The sequence below is a fragment of the Bifidobacterium sp. LH_230 genome (assembly GCF_056357555.1).
This window is the reverse complement of the sequence record NZ_JBKEWJ010000005.1, coordinates 71,519-87,579: the sequence shown is the minus strand read 5'-3', so window position 1 is coordinate 87,579 and position 16,061 is coordinate 71,519. Positions and strand designations below refer to the sequence as shown.

At 61.7% G+C, this 16,061-nt stretch carries 13 protein-coding genes; 5 read left to right on the top strand and 8 right to left on the bottom strand.

Annotated features, from left to right (window positions below):
- Positions 1-290 precede the first annotated feature (290 nt).
- The 8 genes from AC1A0G_RS03685 to rpmH form a co-directional block, all read right to left on the bottom strand.
- The gene (locus tag AC1A0G_RS03685; protein WP_476527602.1) at positions 291-1,664 is read right to left on the bottom strand and encodes a ParB/RepB/Spo0J family partition protein; all 1,374 of its coding nucleotides are present in this window, start codon (positions 1,662-1,664) and stop codon (positions 291-293) included.
- A 1-nt stretch (position 1,665) separates the two neighbouring features.
- Positions 1,666-2,649, bottom strand: a complete 984-nt coding sequence (locus AC1A0G_RS03680) for a ParA family protein (protein ID WP_476527600.1) — start codon at positions 2,647-2,649, stop codon at positions 1,666-1,668.
- Positions 2,650-2,947: 298 nt separating this feature from the next.
- On the bottom strand, positions 2,948-3,661 hold the full coding sequence (gene rsmG, locus AC1A0G_RS03675; RefSeq protein ID WP_476527598.1) for a 16S rRNA (guanine(527)-N(7))-methyltransferase RsmG: 714 nt from the start codon (positions 3,659-3,661) through the stop codon (positions 2,948-2,950).
- Positions 3,662-3,869: 208 nt separating this feature from the next.
- The gene (locus tag AC1A0G_RS03670; RefSeq protein WP_476527596.1) at positions 3,870-4,400 is read right to left on the bottom strand and encodes a Jag family protein; all 531 of its coding nucleotides are present in this window, start codon (positions 4,398-4,400) and stop codon (positions 3,870-3,872) included.
- 111 nt (positions 4,401-4,511) lie between these two features.
- Positions 4,512-5,522 carry a membrane protein insertase YidC gene (gene yidC, locus AC1A0G_RS03665; RefSeq protein ID WP_476527647.1) on the bottom strand — a complete coding sequence of 337 codons (1,011 nt, stop codon included), beginning with the start codon at positions 5,520-5,522 and terminating at the stop codon, positions 4,512-4,514.
- 5 nt (positions 5,523-5,527) lie between these two features.
- Positions 5,528-5,851 (bottom strand): membrane protein insertion efficiency factor YidD, encoded by a 324-nt coding sequence (gene yidD / locus AC1A0G_RS03660; RefSeq protein WP_476527594.1) that lies wholly within the window; start codon positions 5,849-5,851, stop codon positions 5,528-5,530.
- A 4-nt stretch (positions 5,852-5,855) separates the two neighbouring features.
- A complete protein-coding gene (rnpA, locus tag AC1A0G_RS03655) occupies positions 5,856-6,236 on the bottom strand; it encodes a ribonuclease P protein component (RefSeq protein ID WP_476505845.1) in 381 nt (126 codons plus the stop codon).
- Positions 6,237-6,262: 26 nt separating this feature from the next.
- Positions 6,263-6,397, bottom strand: a complete 135-nt coding sequence (gene rpmH / locus AC1A0G_RS03650; RefSeq protein WP_163232700.1) for a 50S ribosomal protein L34 — start codon at positions 6,395-6,397, stop codon at positions 6,263-6,265.
- Between the two features lie 312 nt (positions 6,398-6,709).
- Between rpmH and dnaA the strand changes: the two genes are divergently transcribed.
- The 5 genes from dnaA to gyrB all read left to right on the top strand — a co-directional run bounded on the left by dnaA (position 6,710) and on the right by gyrB (position 15,845).
- The gene (dnaA, locus tag AC1A0G_RS03645) at positions 6,710-8,299 is read left to right on the top strand and encodes a chromosomal replication initiator protein DnaA (RefSeq protein WP_476527592.1); all 1,590 of its coding nucleotides are present in this window, start codon (positions 6,710-6,712) and stop codon (positions 8,297-8,299) included.
- Positions 8,300-10,049: 1,750 nt separating this feature from the next.
- Positions 10,050-11,171: a DNA polymerase III subunit beta gene (gene dnaN / locus AC1A0G_RS03640; protein WP_476527590.1), complete on the top strand. Its 1,122-nt coding sequence runs from the start codon at positions 10,050-10,052 to the stop codon at positions 11,169-11,171.
- A gap of 240 nt (positions 11,172-11,411) precedes the next feature.
- Positions 11,412-12,875 (top strand): DNA replication/repair protein RecF, encoded by a 1,464-nt coding sequence (gene recF, locus AC1A0G_RS03635; protein WP_476527588.1) that lies wholly within the window; start codon positions 11,412-11,414, stop codon positions 12,873-12,875.
- Positions 12,872-13,378, top strand: coding sequence for a DciA family protein (locus tag AC1A0G_RS03630; protein WP_476527587.1), 507 nt, complete (start codon positions 12,872-12,874; stop codon positions 13,376-13,378). Before recF ends, AC1A0G_RS03630 begins: the two co-directional genes overlap by 4 nt.
- A gap of 376 nt (positions 13,379-13,754) precedes the next feature.
- Entirely contained in the window at positions 13,755-15,845 is a 2,091-nt protein-coding gene (gyrB, locus tag AC1A0G_RS03625; RefSeq protein ID WP_476527645.1) for a DNA topoisomerase (ATP-hydrolyzing) subunit B, read from the top strand.
- Positions 15,846-16,061: the final 216 nt, after the last annotated feature.

Sequence of the window (16,061 nt, the reverse complement as noted above, 5' to 3'; positions counted from 1 at the left end):
GCCGGGCACCCTCCCCTGAAAAGGGGAGGGAAAGGCCTCAACGTTCAGGGACTTCACCGACAACAAACGTCATCGGCGATTACAACACAAAGCGTGTACCGGCAAACAAGCCATCCAACACACGTCCCTCCCCTCTCGGGAGAGGGGGTGTCCAACGCCGGGAAGTCGTGTCGGCTGGTGAGCCTTCCCTCCCCTTTCAGGGGAGGGTGGCGGCGAAGCCGCCGGGTTGGGGTACGCGGCGCGTCAGCGCCGTCAACAATACGGTGTCGCGCAACGCGCGATGCCGTACCCTACTTCCAGTCGGAAGCCTCGGAAGCACCGCCTTGGCCGGCCATGAGCAGGTCGATGATGCGGTTCATGTCCTCGGGCGAGGAGAACACGATCTCGATGCGGCCGTGCTTTTCGGAGCCCTTGATCGACACCTTGGTGTCGAAGCGGTTCTCCAAGTGCTCGCGGATCGGCGAGTTCGCCCACGGATTGCTCTTGTTGGCGCGGGTCTTGCGCGGCTGGTCGCCTTCCGCGACCTTCATCGCCACGATCTCCTCGGTGGAACGCACCGACAGTCCCTCGGCGATGATCCGCTGCGCCAGCTCCTCCATATCGGCCTCGTTGTGCAGGCCGAGCAGCGCACGCGCGTGGCCGGCCGACAGCACGCCCGCCGCGACCTTCTTCTGCACGCTCGCCGGCAGGTTGAGCAGTCGCAACGTGTTCGCGATCTGCGGGCGCGACTTCGACACCGACTTCGACAGCGCGGCCTGCGTCAGGCCGAATTCGTCGATCATCTGCTGGTACGCGGCCGCTTCTTCGAGCGGGTTGAGCGCGACGCGGTGCAGGTTCTCGAGCAGCGCGTCACGCAGCATGTCGTCGTCCGCAGTGGTCTTGACGATGGCCGGGATTGTCTCCAGTCCGGCCAGCTGGGAAGCGCGCCAGCGACGCTCCCCCATGATCAGCTCGTACGGCGTGCGGCTCAGCTCGTCGGTTGCGGCGGCCAGCTGCGAGGCCGGACGCTTGCGCACGACGATCGGCTGGAGAATGCCGACTTCCTTGATGGATGCGGACAGTTCAGCCAGTTCGTCCTCGCCGAAGACGGTCCGCGGCTGATGCGCGTTCGGACCGATCTCGGAGATCTTGAGTTCGGCGAGATAGCCGCCCTGAACCGGCTTGAGTTCGACGTCTTCCGATTCCTTCTTGGATTCGGACTTGCCAGGCTTGGCCGGCTTATCGTTCTCAACGGACGACGGTTCGGCGGCGGCTGCCGGCGATGCGGCGACCGGGGCCGTAACGGCGGGTGCGGACGGTTCGGCCGATCCGCCGAAGAACAGATCGCTCGGATGCGCGATGTCGCCCAGTCCGGGCATCGCCGCGCGCTTCTTGGACGATTTGGCCTTGCCGCCGACCGCGCTCAGCGGGTCGCCGGAGCTGTTCTTGCCCATCGACGCGGCCGCGGTCGCGATCGCCGCGACGGTCGACGCGTCCTTCGCGGGCACAACGGTCGTGGTCTTCACCGGATGGTCGTTCTTCGCGACGACGGCGCTCGGCTTGACGGCCGCAGCGACTCCAGCCGCGCCCGCGATCACCGACTCATCGGCCTTCTGCTCGTGCGGCTCGCCGGGAAGATCGGGAAACAGCGCGCCCAGTCCCTTGCCTAAACGTGACTTTGCCATCTCAGTGTTCTCCTCGCTTGATTGCGATCGCTTGCAGTGCCTGCGCCGAACGCTTCGCGATCTCCAGCGCCGCCTCGCGGTATGCGGTCGCGCCCATGCACTGCGGCTCGTAGGAGATCACGCTTTGGCTGAAGCTCGGCGCTTCGGAAATCTTGACGGTACGCGGAATGGTCGTGTCGAGCACGATCGACGGATAATGCTGCTTGACTTCGTCGTAGACCTCGCGGCTGAGCAGCGTGCGCTTGTCGAACATGGTGACCAGCATGGTCGAGACGAGCAGCGTCGGATTGAAGTGCTCCTGCACGAGGCCGATGGTGTGGATGAGCTGGCCGAGGCCTTCGAGCGCGTAGTATTCGGCCTGGATCGGAATCAGCATCTCGTTGACCGCGCACATCGCGTTGATGACGAGCAGACCGAGGCTCGGCGGGCAGTCGATGAATACGTAATCATAGTGATCGGATCGTGCGAGATACTCGTTGACCGCGTCGCGCATGAGATTGTTGCGGTTCGGCGAATCGGCGACCTCGAGTTCGGCGCCGGACAGGTCGATGGACGCCGGCACGACGTCGAGTGTGGCGAAGTCCGGGCAGACCTGCTTGACCTGTTCGATGGTCAGACGCCCCTCGATCACGTCATAGACGGACGGCATGCCGGAACCGTGCGGGATGCCGAGCGCGGTGGAGGCGTTGCCCTGCGGGTCCATGTCGATGACCAGCACGCGGGCGCCGGACAGCGCAAGGGCCGCGGCGATGTTCACGGTGGTGGTGGTCTTGCCGACGCCGCCCTTCTGGTTGGCGACCGCGATCAGACGGGTGCGTTCCGGCTTGGGGAAGACGGCGGCCTCGATGGCCTTGTACCGTGATGCCTCCTGCGCGATCTGCGTGCCGAGCGGAGAACTTGCATCCTTGAAGATGCGATTGATGGTTTGCGTGACCGTCTCCGGTTCCGACAGACCCCCAACGCTCCGGTCATCTGCTGTGGACACAAGTTCCTCCTTCACAAGACAGTATGTTCCAGTTTCATCATCCGCATGGACATGGATGCGCCGGTTTTCGGCCCGCATCCGCAGGTTTTCCACACATCGGCTCCACTTATCCACACACTTATCCACAATACAGTGGATAAGTGTGGACAACAGTGGATAAGTGGATGTTGACAATGCGGCGAAAACCATAGATTATCCTTGCAAACACTCGGTTTTCACGCCCTGCAAGTTATCCACATTGCCTTTTAACACTGTGGATAACTTGTTTCATTCGGCATATGAGTATGTGGATAATTCCTTACCGCTTATCCACAATCACGACATGCGTCGGTTCGAGTCCGGGACCGACCTCGGCTTCGACCACGCGCGGATGCAGACCGCCGCGCTTGGCGATCTCCTTGGCGGCCTTGTCGATCTCGGCCTGCGCGGAACGCCCCTTCAATGCGATCAGCCGGCCGTGGGATTTCAGCAGCGGCAGCGTCCAGCCGGACAACTTGGTCATCGGCGCGACCGCGCGGCAGGTCACCACCGCGAACGGATGCATACCGGGCGTCTTGCGCAGTTTGGCAATGACCTCTTCGGACCGCGCGCGCAGCACGGTCACATTCTTGAGATCCATCTCCTCGACGCACTCGTTCAGCCATTCGACACGGCGTTCCATCGGTTCGACCAGCGTGAACTTGTGGTCCGGCAGGCAGGCCGCGGCGACGATGCCCGGGAATCCGCCGCCAGACCCGATATCGGCGACGGTTTTGAACCGTTCGTTCGCTGTCGCCTTGCGCACGAACGGCACGATCGCGGCGGAGTTCAGGATGTGGCGTTCCCATACGATCGGCACGTCGCGCGGACCGATCAGGCCACGCGGTTCGCCTTCGCGCATGAGTTTCTCGTGGAACACCTCCAGCTTGGGCAGCGCGTCGCCGAGTACTTCGGCGAGTACGGGAGCGCCGTCGAGCTGATCGGAGATCGGCTCGACGGGCTCGGATGTTTCATGTGAAACGTCAGTATTCATGCGATGCCCTTCATGACTTTCGCGTCATTTCGACCGAGCGAAAGCGAGCGGAGAAATCTGACGGGAGGCTTTCGGCTTCTTAAGATTTCTCCGCTCGCTACGCTCGGTCGAAATGACACATAGATTGGTTTGCCACTCGGAATGGCTTCTGACTCCCCCAGTCAGCTTTGCTGACAGCCCCCTCAACAGAGGGGGCCTAGGGCGGAGGCTACTCTTCGACCTCGTCGGTGTCGGCGGAATCGTCGGCGTTGGCCTTGAGATAGACGGTCACGTAGCGGCGCGGCTCCTCGCCGTGCGAACGCGACTTCAGGCCCTCGTCGCGGACCACATCGTGCACGACCTTGCGCTCGAACGAGTTCATCGGCTTGAGGTCGACCGGCTCGCCGGTCTCCTTCACCTCGTCGATCGCGTCGAGCGCGATGTCGCGCAGACGCTGGCGCTTGCGCTTGAGGAAGCCGTCCACATCCACGATCAGGTGCGAACGCTCGCCGGTCTTCTGCTGCACGGCCAGCCGGGTCAGCTGCTGCAACGCATCGACCACTTCCCCATTGCGGCCGATCAGATGCTTGATGTCGGTATCGTCGTCGGCGACGATCTGCACCATCGGCCGTCCGTTGCGCACGCCCATCTCGATGTCGCCGTCGTAATCGGCGATGTCAAGCAGTCCCTCGAGATAGTCCGCGGCGATATCAGCCTCCTCGTTGAGCTGATCGATCGTCTTCTCGTCGTCCTGCGCCATATCACAACTCCTTATCAGCGAGGCCAAAAGGTGGTCAAATCTACAAGTCAGTCTAAACCAAAAAATCTCACGGAAACGAATCACGCACCGTTTCCGTGAGATCATGGCACACTATTTCTTCTTATTGCGGTTCTTGCGCTGCGGCTGCACGCGCTGGTAGCCCTGCTTCTCCTTGAGCTCGGCCTCTTCCTTGGCCTTGATGAGCTTCTCCTCCTCAAGGCTGGGCAGTCCGGCCTTCGCGCGACGCTCGTTCTCGCGCTTGTGGTCGCGCACTTCCTTGTCCTTGGCGGCCGGCGAACCGGGCGTCGGGAAGGCGTACACCTGCCACGCAGTGCGGGCGAGGTTGCACACGTTGTTGGTAAGCCAGTAGACGAGCACGGCGAACGGCATGGTCACGCCGGAGAAGATGTACATGACCGGGAACAGCCACAGCATGCCCTTCTGCATGGCCGCGGCCTGGCCGACCATCGCCTCCTGGTTCGTGTTGCGCTTCATGCTGAAGTACGTGGTGAACCACAGGCAGAAGCACATGAGCGCGACGAAGACGCCGATGATGATCTTGCCGTGCGTGGATGCGGAGCCGAACACGTCGGTGACGTTCACGCCGAAGACCGTGGTCTGCGAGAACTGCTTGGCGGTGGCGACGTCGAACGCGCCGAGGGCCTCGCGCTTGCCGCGGGCGATGTACGGAATGGCCGAGAGCACGTAGAACATGCACATGAAGACCGGCGACTGGATGAGCATCGGCAGGCACGAACCGGCCGGGTTCGCGTCGTTGTCCTGATACAGCTTCATCATCTCGCGCTGCATGGCCTCTTTGCTGGCCTGGTCGTTCTTGCCCTTGTACTTGTTCTGGATGCGCTGCATCTGCGGCTGGATCGCCTGCATCTTGCGCATCGACTTCATCGTCTTGTAGTACAGCGGGAACACGCACGCATGCACGACGAGCACGAGGAAGATGATCGACAGCACCCACGAGAAGCCGACGGGCGACATGCCGAGCAGGGTCAGGAAGCTGTGGAAGATGGCCATGATCTGGGTCATCAGCCACTCGACCGGGGTCAGCAGCTTGTACAGCCAGCCCCAAAAGCCGCTGTCCAGCAGGAAGTTATCGTAATTGATCATCGCTAGGCCATCTCCTTACGTTGCGCATGATGATCCGGCTCGTCGGCATCATCATGCCAGGCCAGTGGTGTCAGTCGGGGCTCCTCATGGGCCTTCGACCACGAAAATCGATAAAAAACTGAATACCGCTGCGGCACATCGTCAATGCCGCCGCGACTCCACGGTCGGCAACGCAGCAGACGCAATACGGCGAGCACACCGCCGCGAAACGCCCCGTACCGCTCCAATGCCTCGATGGCATAGTTCGAGCAGGAGGGGTAATACTTGCAACAGGCCGGACGGTTCGCGGAAATCGTCCGCTGATACCAGCGGATCGCGCGAATCATACCGTCAGCCGCGTGCATCGGCGGCACGCTTCGCTGTTTTACGTGAAACAGCGTCGAACAGCGACGCCACTTGCCGGTCCAACGACTGGAAATCGGCATGCGCGGCACTCGGCTTGGCGCGCATCACGACGTCCACGGATTCGGGAAGCCGCGATTCGTAGGCGCGGGCCAGTACGCGGAACCGTCGCTTGACGGTGTTGCGCGTGACCGCATGACCCACCGATTTGGATACGGCGAGGCCAAGCCGCCGGCCATTCGCCGTCGTTTCGCCCAAAACTGAGGAATCGTCGCGCACCAGATAGTGCACGACGATATCCTTGTCACTGACTTTACGACGGCGCTTGAGCACGGTGACGAAGTCACGATGACTCTTCAGCCGCTCCACGTCGATGTTGCCGCCGAGCGTATAGGTCAGGCGGCCAGGGACTTGCGGCCCTTGGCGCGGCGACGGTTGATGGTCGCGCGGCCGGAACGGGTGCGCATGCGCAGGCGGAAGCCGTGCTTCATGTGACGGCGACGGTTGTTAGGCTGGAATGTCCTCTTCATAATTTAGCTCCCGGTGTTTTAGCCGCGCCAAGGCACGGCTCCTCATGAGTCAAGCTATACCAAAGTACTCTTACCCCTGGCCACAAGTCAAAACGCCGAGCGTATTTTCACATTTCGGTCGTTGTTCACGCTCCCGTTCACATGCTCGTAACCGTTGGAAAATAACGCGCCGACGGGGGCGAGTTATCCACAAATTACACGAATGTTATTCACATTCCAATGTTTTCAACACGCAAGCCTGTGGATAACTTCTAGGTTTTGGAGTAAAAATAGTCTGTTGCTATAGTATTCGCTCGAGTGGAGGAGGCCCCAATGGCGAACACGCCGCAGGACCCCGCCGCGCAGGCGGCCCGAATCTGGGCCGACGCGCTGGCTCTGCTCAAGCATAATTCCAACCTGACTTCGCGGGAAAAGGGATGGCTCGAAGGGGTCGTTCCCGAAGCGGTGTTCGGCACGACGATCGTGCTGTGCGTCGAGAATCTCGCCACCCAGCAGGCATTGCAGAAGGATCTGAGCGATCCACTGCTGCGCGCACTGTATATCGCATCCGGCGTCAACATGTTCCCCGCGTTCAAGGTGGAACCGCGACCGATCGTCCAGAACCAGCCAAAACCGATGGTTCCCTCGCCCAGGCCGTCGCAGTCGGTGCCGAAATATCAGGATTTCGAAACTCAGTCGGCTCCGACCGTCGCCGATCTCGGCCAGGAGAACTACCGGCCGGACGGCCACCGCCCGACCAAACCGCAGGTCCAGCCGATGCCCGACATCGCGCCGCGCGGCAACGCCTCCCCCATGCTCGACACCGTGGACACCACGTTCCCGGCACCCAGCATGAAGGTGTCGCTCGATCCGGTGACGCATCTGAACAAGAACGCCACGTTCGACACGTTCGTTCCCGGCGCCTCCAACCGATTCGCCCGCACCGTCGCGATGCGAGTGGCAGAAGGATCGGGGCGTGACTTCAACCCGTTGTGTATCTACGGCGGGTCGGGTCTGGGCAAGACCCACCTGCTGAACGCGATCGGCAACTATGCGCTGGTGTGCGATCCTTCGCTGAAGGTGCGCTACGTCACCTCCGAGGAATTCACGAACGAATTCATCGAGGCGCTGTCCGATACGAACAAGAGCCAGGGCCAGATCGCGGGCTTCAACAAGCGGTACCGAGAAGTCGACGTGCTGCTGATCGACGACATCCAGTTCCTCAGCGGCAAGGATGCGACGCTCGACACGTTCTTCCACACGTTCAACACCCTGTCGCAGGCGAGCAAGCGCATCGTCATCGCGTCGGATGTGCCACCGAAGAAGCTGAAGGGCTTCGAGGAACGACTGATTTCCCGATTCGAGTCCGGCCTGGTCGTGGACGTTACGCCGCCCGACATCGAGACCCGTATTGCAATCCTTCGCATGATGGCGCGGATGCAGCACGCCGACGATATTCCGGACGACGTGCTCGACCTGATCGCGGAACGGTTCACGGAGAACATCCGAGAACTGGAAGGCGCGCTGAACCGCGTGATCGCGGCGGCGTCGCTGAACGAGCAGCCGGTCACCCGCGCGCTTGCCGAGCAGACGCTGCAGGATTTCTTCACCGCCGATGTCGAGATCAAGCCGACCGACATCATTATTCAGGTCGCGAAGTACTTCCACCTGTCGTTCGATGACATCGTTGGCAAGGGACGCACCAAGAACGTGTCGATCGCGCGTCAGATCGCGATGTATCTGTGCCGCGAGAACACCGGTATGAGCCTGGTCGACATCGGCGAGGTGTTCCACGGACGCGACCATACCACGGTGATGCACGCGGTCAAGCAGATCAACCAGAAAATGCAGCAAAAGCAGGAGATCTACAACTACGTGATGGAGCTGACGCTGCGACTGAAGCAGCAGCCGGCCGATAACTGACGGCAGTTGGCGTTTTTGCGCGGTATTTCGCGCGATGTTCCGGCGGAATTGTTGCGGAATGCGGTTTCCGCGGCTTTCGCTACCCTCGCATACCCCATCCAGCAGAATCGTTTTGAGCGAACGATTTCGGGGATTTTTTGGACGCTTCGGGAAAAGCGCCGATTTTGGTCTGTCAGAACGATTGTGACGGATACGCGATTCGCGGTTTTTTGCTGAGGAAACGTTCGCGTTGCTCGCGAACGCGGATGTACTTGTTGCGTGGCTTGAAGTGCGGTATTGGTCGCACGTGTGCGACCAATGCTGTGTTGTGCGCGGCTGCGCCGCGAAGTACCCCACCCGGCGCTTCGCGCCACCCTCCCCTGAAAGGGGAGGGAAACCCATCAAGGCGGTACGAGAGGACAGCACGATTCGCCCTCCCCTGAGATGGGAGGGAAACCATCAAGGCGATACGAGAAAACGGCACGCTGCTTCACTTTCTCCTAAAGACGGGAGGGAAAGGTCACGGTCTTGGGACTTCGTGTGAAGCAAACGCTACCGACGTTTTGCTTCGTTGCGAGGTTCCTAACTGGAAAGCCTCTCCGATGAAAGGTATTTGTTCGGCTGTCTGCATGCAAATGTTTTTTGTGCGTGAATCGAAGTCCTCGAAAACCATGTCCTTTCCCTCCCCTCTTCAGGGGAGGGTGTCAGCGAAGCTGACGGGTGGGGTACTTCGCGGCGCAAGCCGCGCACAACACAGCATCGGACTCGCAAAGCGAGGACGATTCCGCCAACATCGCGCAGGCCGAACCGCATCCACCACAGGCCCGCTGAGCGAACGATTTCGGCACTATTTCACGGCTCCTGAAAAAATGCCCGATTTTGGTCGCTCAGAACGATTGTGGTGGACGGGCAGTGGTGCTCAAGAGCGCTGCCATGACAGCGTTTGCGCAACCTTGCAATCACACGTTGCCACCATCATTCCGCAACCGCGCAAATGCAGCTCAGCGCAGCCGCATCACCCGTTCACCACAACCCCGCTGAGCGAACGATTTCGGCACTTTTTCACGCGGATCGGGAAAATGCCCGATTTTGGTCTGTCAGAACGATTGTGGTGAACGGTCGAGGGCGCTCAAGAGTGCTGCCATGACAGCGTTTGCGCGTCCTTGCAATCACGCTTTACCACCACTGTTCCATCATCGCGCAGACACGTCGCGGCCAGCCGCATCGCCCGTCCAGCACAACCCCGCTGAGCGAACGATTTCGGGCGTTTTTGCCGGCGCCGAGAAAAACCGTCGATTTTGGTCTGTGAGCGCGATCGTGGTGAACGGGCCTTCCGAGCCACCCGCGAAACGGCCTCGACACGCCCGGATTCTACGTTGATTTTCAGGAAAGTTATCCACATACTTATGCACAAATGTGGGTAAATCCTGCGGATAACTTGTGGATAACTCATGCTGGGCTGTGGATAGCTCGTGGACTATTCGGCCGAAAATGTGGATAATTTTCGAGACCAACTTTTTCTGTGGATAACTCACCTACTTATCCACAGAAAATCCAGAAGTTATCCACAAAAATTACGATCCGGTCAGCGCTACTCGCTCTTGGCTTCCGACGAGTTATCCACAGTTTCCACAGTGCTTATTATTACGACTACCTAACTCACTTATCTCAAACTCGTCACCGCAATCATAACGCCCCCAAGTCCAAAATTCGCAAACGTGCACCCTACGGTTAGAATGGCGAGCAAGAACAGCAAACGAAAGTAGGACCAATGAAAGTCGAAATCGATTCCGCCGCGTTGGCCGACGCGGTCGCCTGGACGACCCGCGTGATCGAGGCCCGTCCGGCGAATCCGATTCTCGTCGGCATCCGGCTCGAAGCCGTCGACGGAACGTTGCAACTCTCCGCGTACAACTACAAGATCTCCGCGCGTCACCACATCGAAGCCGGCATCGACGAACCCGGCAGTGTGCTGGTGCTCGGCAAGCTGCTCGCCGACATCACCAAGTCGCTTCCCGCGGAACGCACCTACCTGTCGACCGACGACTCGACGCTGACCATCACGTCGGGCAAGTCGAAGTTCACGTTGCAGCTCATGCCGGAAACCGAATACCCCGATATGCCTGTCGTTCCGGCGAAAATCGGCCAGGTCGACGCGCCGACGTTCGCGCAGGCCGTCTCCCAGGCATGCGTCGCGGTGTCCCGCGAGGAGAATCGCCCGGTGCTGACCGGCGTTCGCGTCCAGTTCCGCGGCGACAAGGTCATCATGACCGCGACCGATCGTTTCCGTCTGGCCCGCGCGACCTTCACCTGGACCCCGACCGATCCGAACATCGATGCGACCACGCTGGTCCGCGGTTCGCTGCTGCGTGACATCGCGCGTTCGCTCGACGAACACCAGAACGTCGTGATCGATTTCGATCAGGATTCGTCGTCGCTGCTCGGTTTCGAAAACGCCGGCCGCGTTTCGACGTCGCAGCTGATCGACGGTGAGTTCCCGGCGACCGATCGTCTGTTCGCTGATGACTATCCGATCCAGGCGGTGATCGATCGTCAGCAGCTGATCGGCGCGATCAAGCGAGTCGCGTTGGTCGCCGAACGCAACGCCGCGATCCGCATGCTCTTCTCCGGACAGGAACTCAAGCTGACGGCCGGCGCGATCGACGAGGCTCAGGCTCAGGAAATTCTCGATGTCGATCTCGACGGCGAGGATATCGAAGTCGCGTTCAACCCATCGTATCTGATCGAAGGTCTGTCGGCGATCACCGAACCGTTCGTGCGCATCAAGATGACGACCGCGGTCAAGCCGGTCGAATTCAACGGCCAGCAGGAGAGCGACTCCGACGAGTCGATGGACTATCGTTATCTGCTGGTGCCGGTTCGCTTCAGCTGATGATCGGATCGGCGGCCGGGACTGATGATCGGAATGATGATCTGATTTCCGATAGGAAAAATGAAAACAAGATCCCGCTCGTGACTGACCTACCGCAAGTCTGACGGTGGATACAGCAGATGGCTGCCGATCGTACATAACTCAACAATCGTTGGAAAGACAATACGGAAAGCGCTTACCAAAGTTGGGCAAGAACAAACGGAAAGCGCTTTCCGTTTTCTGTGACTGGAGATGCCGCGCATGTACGTTTCACGCCTCGCGCTTGACCACTTCCGCTCGTGGGAGCATCTGGTGGTCGACTTCACGCCCGGCGTGAACATCCTGCAGGGCGCGAACGGACTCGGCAAAACCAATATCGTCGAGGCCGTCGAGGTACTTTCCACCGGCTCCAGCCACCGCGCGTCCTCCTCGTTGCCGTTGGTCGAACGCGGCTGCACCTCCGCCGTCATCCGAGCGAACGTGGACACTGCGGCTCCTGCGGATTCGCCGGTTGCCGGCCGCAATCCGGGCGGAGTCGACGGCGGCTCGGCCGACGCGGTCGCCAATGCGGATATCGATGCTGAAAACGGCTCTATTCCGCCCGCTGGTGACCTACTGGGGGAAAGTGGTGTATCTACCGCCCCCGGCGTCTCGAACGCCGTTACAGGCGATTCTGGGAGCGTTACGAATACATCTGCAACGCAGTCCCCCGCCGTCACCGGCGACGTCGTTCCCGAAACGACCACGTACGAACTGACCATCGCGGCGCGCGGCGCGAACCGTGCCCGCGTCAACGGCGGCAAATCCGCGTACCTGCGCGACGTGATCGGCCGCATCCCCAGCGTCTCGTTCACGCCCGAGGACCAGCGTCTCGTCGCCGGCGACCCGGCCAGCCGACGCACGCTGCTCAACCAGGCCGGCGCACTGCTCATCCCCGGTTACGCCGACCGGCTGCAAACGATCGCGAAAATCGCCAAACAGCGTGCGGCCCTGCTCAAGCAGCTCGGCGAGGCCCGTCGCAGCGACCCCGCGTTCGCGGAACTGCCCTCCCCCACCGACGCGGCGCTGGCCGGACTGGAGATCTGGACCGGGCAGTTCATCGACGCCGGCGTCACGCTCACCCGCGACCGCCAGCGCCTGACCGACATGCTCGCCGCCCCGTTCGCCGAGATCTACCGCGATCTGGCCGGCGAGAGCGAACGCGCAAGCCTTGTCTACCAGCCGTCCTTCGACGAGGTGCTGCTCTACCCCGACGGGCCTCAGCCGCACATCAGCGAGCATTTCCAGCGCATCTACCCGGGCGAGGTGGCGCGCGGGCAGAACCTGATCGGCCCGCACCGAGACGACCTCGACATCGAACTGGACGGCATGGCGGCGCGCGAGTTCGCGTCGAACGGCGAGATGTGGACGATGGCGCTCGCGCTCAAACTGGCGCTGTACCGTGTGATCGCGGCCGAACGCGGCGTCAAGCCGATCGTCATCCTCGACGATGTCTTCGCGCAGCTCGACGAATCGCGCCGCCGGCAGATCCTCGACTTCGCCGCGCGGCAGGACCAGGTGCTCATCACCGTCGCCGCAGCCAGCGACATCCCCGATCTCGACACGATCGGCGGGGGCACGGCCGGCGGAAACGCGCACATCATCGACGTGGCCGCGCTCAAACGCGAGCAGGACGCGTACCTGCACCCCGATCTGTCGGCGTTCGGTATCGAGGTCGAATCATGAAGCCGCCGATCGAACGCATCCTCAAACTCGACGAACGCAAGCTGCCGGCCGAGATCTTCGACCGGCTCGCCAAACACGGCGGCTACGTCATGCGCGACCGCAAAACGCAGGAGGAGAACCGCGAGAAGGCGTGGGAGAGCTTCGGCAAGCCCGGGCGCGATCCGAACACGCTGGGCAGCGTGCTCGGCGGCATCGCGGCCGGGCGGCATTGGGTGCCGCAGCTCAAGCTCGCGCAGCTGCGCGACCACTGGGACCAGGTCGTCGGTCCGGGCATCGCGATGCATTCGACCGTGGCCAGTTTCCGCGACGGCGTGCTCACGATCCGCGCCGAATCGCCGAACTGGGCCACGACCTTGACGTATATGATTCCCGAGCTGACCGCCAAGATTCGCGAGCGGCTGGCGGGATTGGACATCCAGGAGATCCGCGTGACCGGGCCGGCGAGCGGGGCCACGGGGTACAACCGGTATAGGCGCGGCGGGTACCGCGGACGGCGGGGGTGACCGTCTGCCGACCGCGGAGCTGACGGGCGTATAGATTTCTCGACTCGGCTGCGCCTCGCTCGAAATGACATATAACGTTCGACGCGACGAAAGCCGCCGCCGCGTATGGCTGTGCCTCTCGAAATGACATATAAGGTCGGCAGGGCTGACGGCTACGCCGAGCAAAATTGCGAATTTGGCCGCTGGGGGCGGTGTCGGCGTAGACGAGTAGACTTACGTGCATACTATGCACAAGGCTGGAAGAGCCCATTATTTGCGTTTTAGGGCATATCGCCCTTGCGAATGGCCTCTCAAGCGGGGGTAAAACGCAGAAAGGAATCCTGTGGCAGACGAAGCAGATTCGCTTGAAGGTTCCACCGACAACAACGATCAGCACATCACCGATCCCATCACCGACAAACAGGCCGAACTCAACGCGGCCGCCGAACAGATCAACAACGACGAACTGGTCGACGCGCAGCTTGACGACAGCATGTCCCCCGACCACTACGACGCCAGCGATCTGAAGGTCCTCGAGGGCCTTGAGGCCGTGCGCATCCGCCCGGGCATGTACATCGGCTCCACCGGCCCGCGCGGCCTGCACCACCTCGTCTACGAGATCGTCGACAACTCCGTCGACGAGGCGCTCGCCGGCTACGCGACGCACATCGAGGTCACGATCCTGCCGGACAACGGCATCCGCGTCGTCGACGATGGCCGAGGCATCCCGGTCGACGAGGTGCCCGGCGAGGGCGTCTCCGGCGTCGAGACGGTCATGACCAAGCTGCACGCCGGCGGCAAGTTCGGCGGCGGCGGATACGCGGTCTCCGGCGGTCTGCACGGCGTCGGCATCTCCGTCGTCAACGCGCTGTCCACGCGCGTCGACATCGAAGTGCGCCGTCAGGGCTTCCACTGGACGCAGACGTACATCAACCAGCATCCGACCGCGCGACTCAAGCAGGGCGAGCCGATGGCCGAAGGCGAGTCGACCGGCACGTCCGTCACGTTCTGGCCGGACGGCAAGATCTTCGAGACGACCGTCTACGACTTCGAGACGCTGCGCGCGCGCTTCCAGCAGATGGCGTTCCTGAACAAGGGCCTGAAGATCAGCCTGACGGACCTGCGCGAGCCGGACTTGGCCGGTGACGAGGTCGCCGGTCAGGACGACGACGGCGAGACGAAGCACCAGAGCGTCACGTACCAGTACGCGAACGGCATCAAGGACTACGTCGACTACCTCGTCAAGTCCCGCAAGGCGACGCCGGTCGAGGACGACGTGATCGACTTCGAAGCCGAGGACCTGAAGATCGGCATTTCCGCCGAGATCGCGATGCAGTGGACGACCGCGTACTCCGAGGCCGTGCATACGTTCGCGAACACGATCTCCACGACCGAGGGCGGCACCCACGAGGAAGGCTTCCGCGCCGCGCTCACCTCGCTCGTGAACCGTTACGCGCGCGAGAAGAACATCCTCAAGGACAAGGACGACAACCTCTCCGGCGACGACGTGCGGGAGGGCCTGACGGCCGTGATCTCCGTCAAGCTCACCACCCCGCAGTTCGAAGGCCAGACCAAGACCAAGCTCGGCAACTCCGAGGCGAAGACCTTCGTGCAGCGCGTGATGACCGACAAGCTCGGCGACTGGTTCGACGCACACCCGAGCGAGGCCAAGAACATCATCCAGAAGGCCATCGAGGCGTCCCGCGCGCGCATCGCCGCCAAGAAGGCGCGCGAGAACACGCGCCGCAAGTCGATCTTCGAATCGGCCGGCATGCCCGACAAGCTCAAGGACTGCCAGTCCAACAACCCCGAAGAGTGCGAGCTGTTCATCGTCGAGGGCGATTCGGCAGGCGGCTCCGCGATTCAGGGCCGCAATCCGGAGACGCAGGCGATCCTGCCGCTGAGAGGCAAGATCCTCAACACCGAGCGCGCGTCCATCGACCGCATGATGAAGTCCGACACGATCGAGTCGCTCATCACGGCCGTCGGCGGCGGCTATGGCGAGGACTTCGACGTGAGCAAGGTGCGCTACCACAAGGTCATCATCATGGCCGATGCCGATGTCGACGGCGCGCACATCGCCACACTGAACCTCACGTTGTTCTTCCGCTACATGCGCCCGATGATCACCGCCGGCTACGTGTACGTGGCCATGCCGCCGCTGTACCGACTCAAGTGGACGCGCGGCGACCACGACTACGTGTACACCGACCGCGAGCGTGACGAGAAGCTCGCCGAGGGACGCGCGGCCGGACGCCAGCTGCCCAAGGGCGAAGGCATCCAGCGCTACAAGGGTCTGGGCGAGATGACGTACCAGGAGCTGTGGGAGACGACCATGGACCCCGAGCGGCGCATCCTGAAGCAGATCCACATCGAGGACGCGGCGGCCGCGGACGAGACGTTCTCGATGCTCATGGGCGACGACGTGGAGCCGCGACGCCTGTTCATCCAGAGGAACGCGAAGGACGTGCGCTTCATTGACGCGTGACGATTTTTTCTCGGCTCCCTCTGATGAGGGAGCTGGCCGACGAAGTCGGACTGAGGGAGAGATTCGGCTGCAGGTCGACGAGAAATCTGAATCAGCCTTCGGCTGATGCGACATTGTTAGCGGCTACGCCGCAGACGCTCCCCCAGTCAGCTTCGCTGACAGCCCCCTCAGCCGAGGGGGCCAAGATCCTTTTTTACAGCCAACGATAAAAGGAAC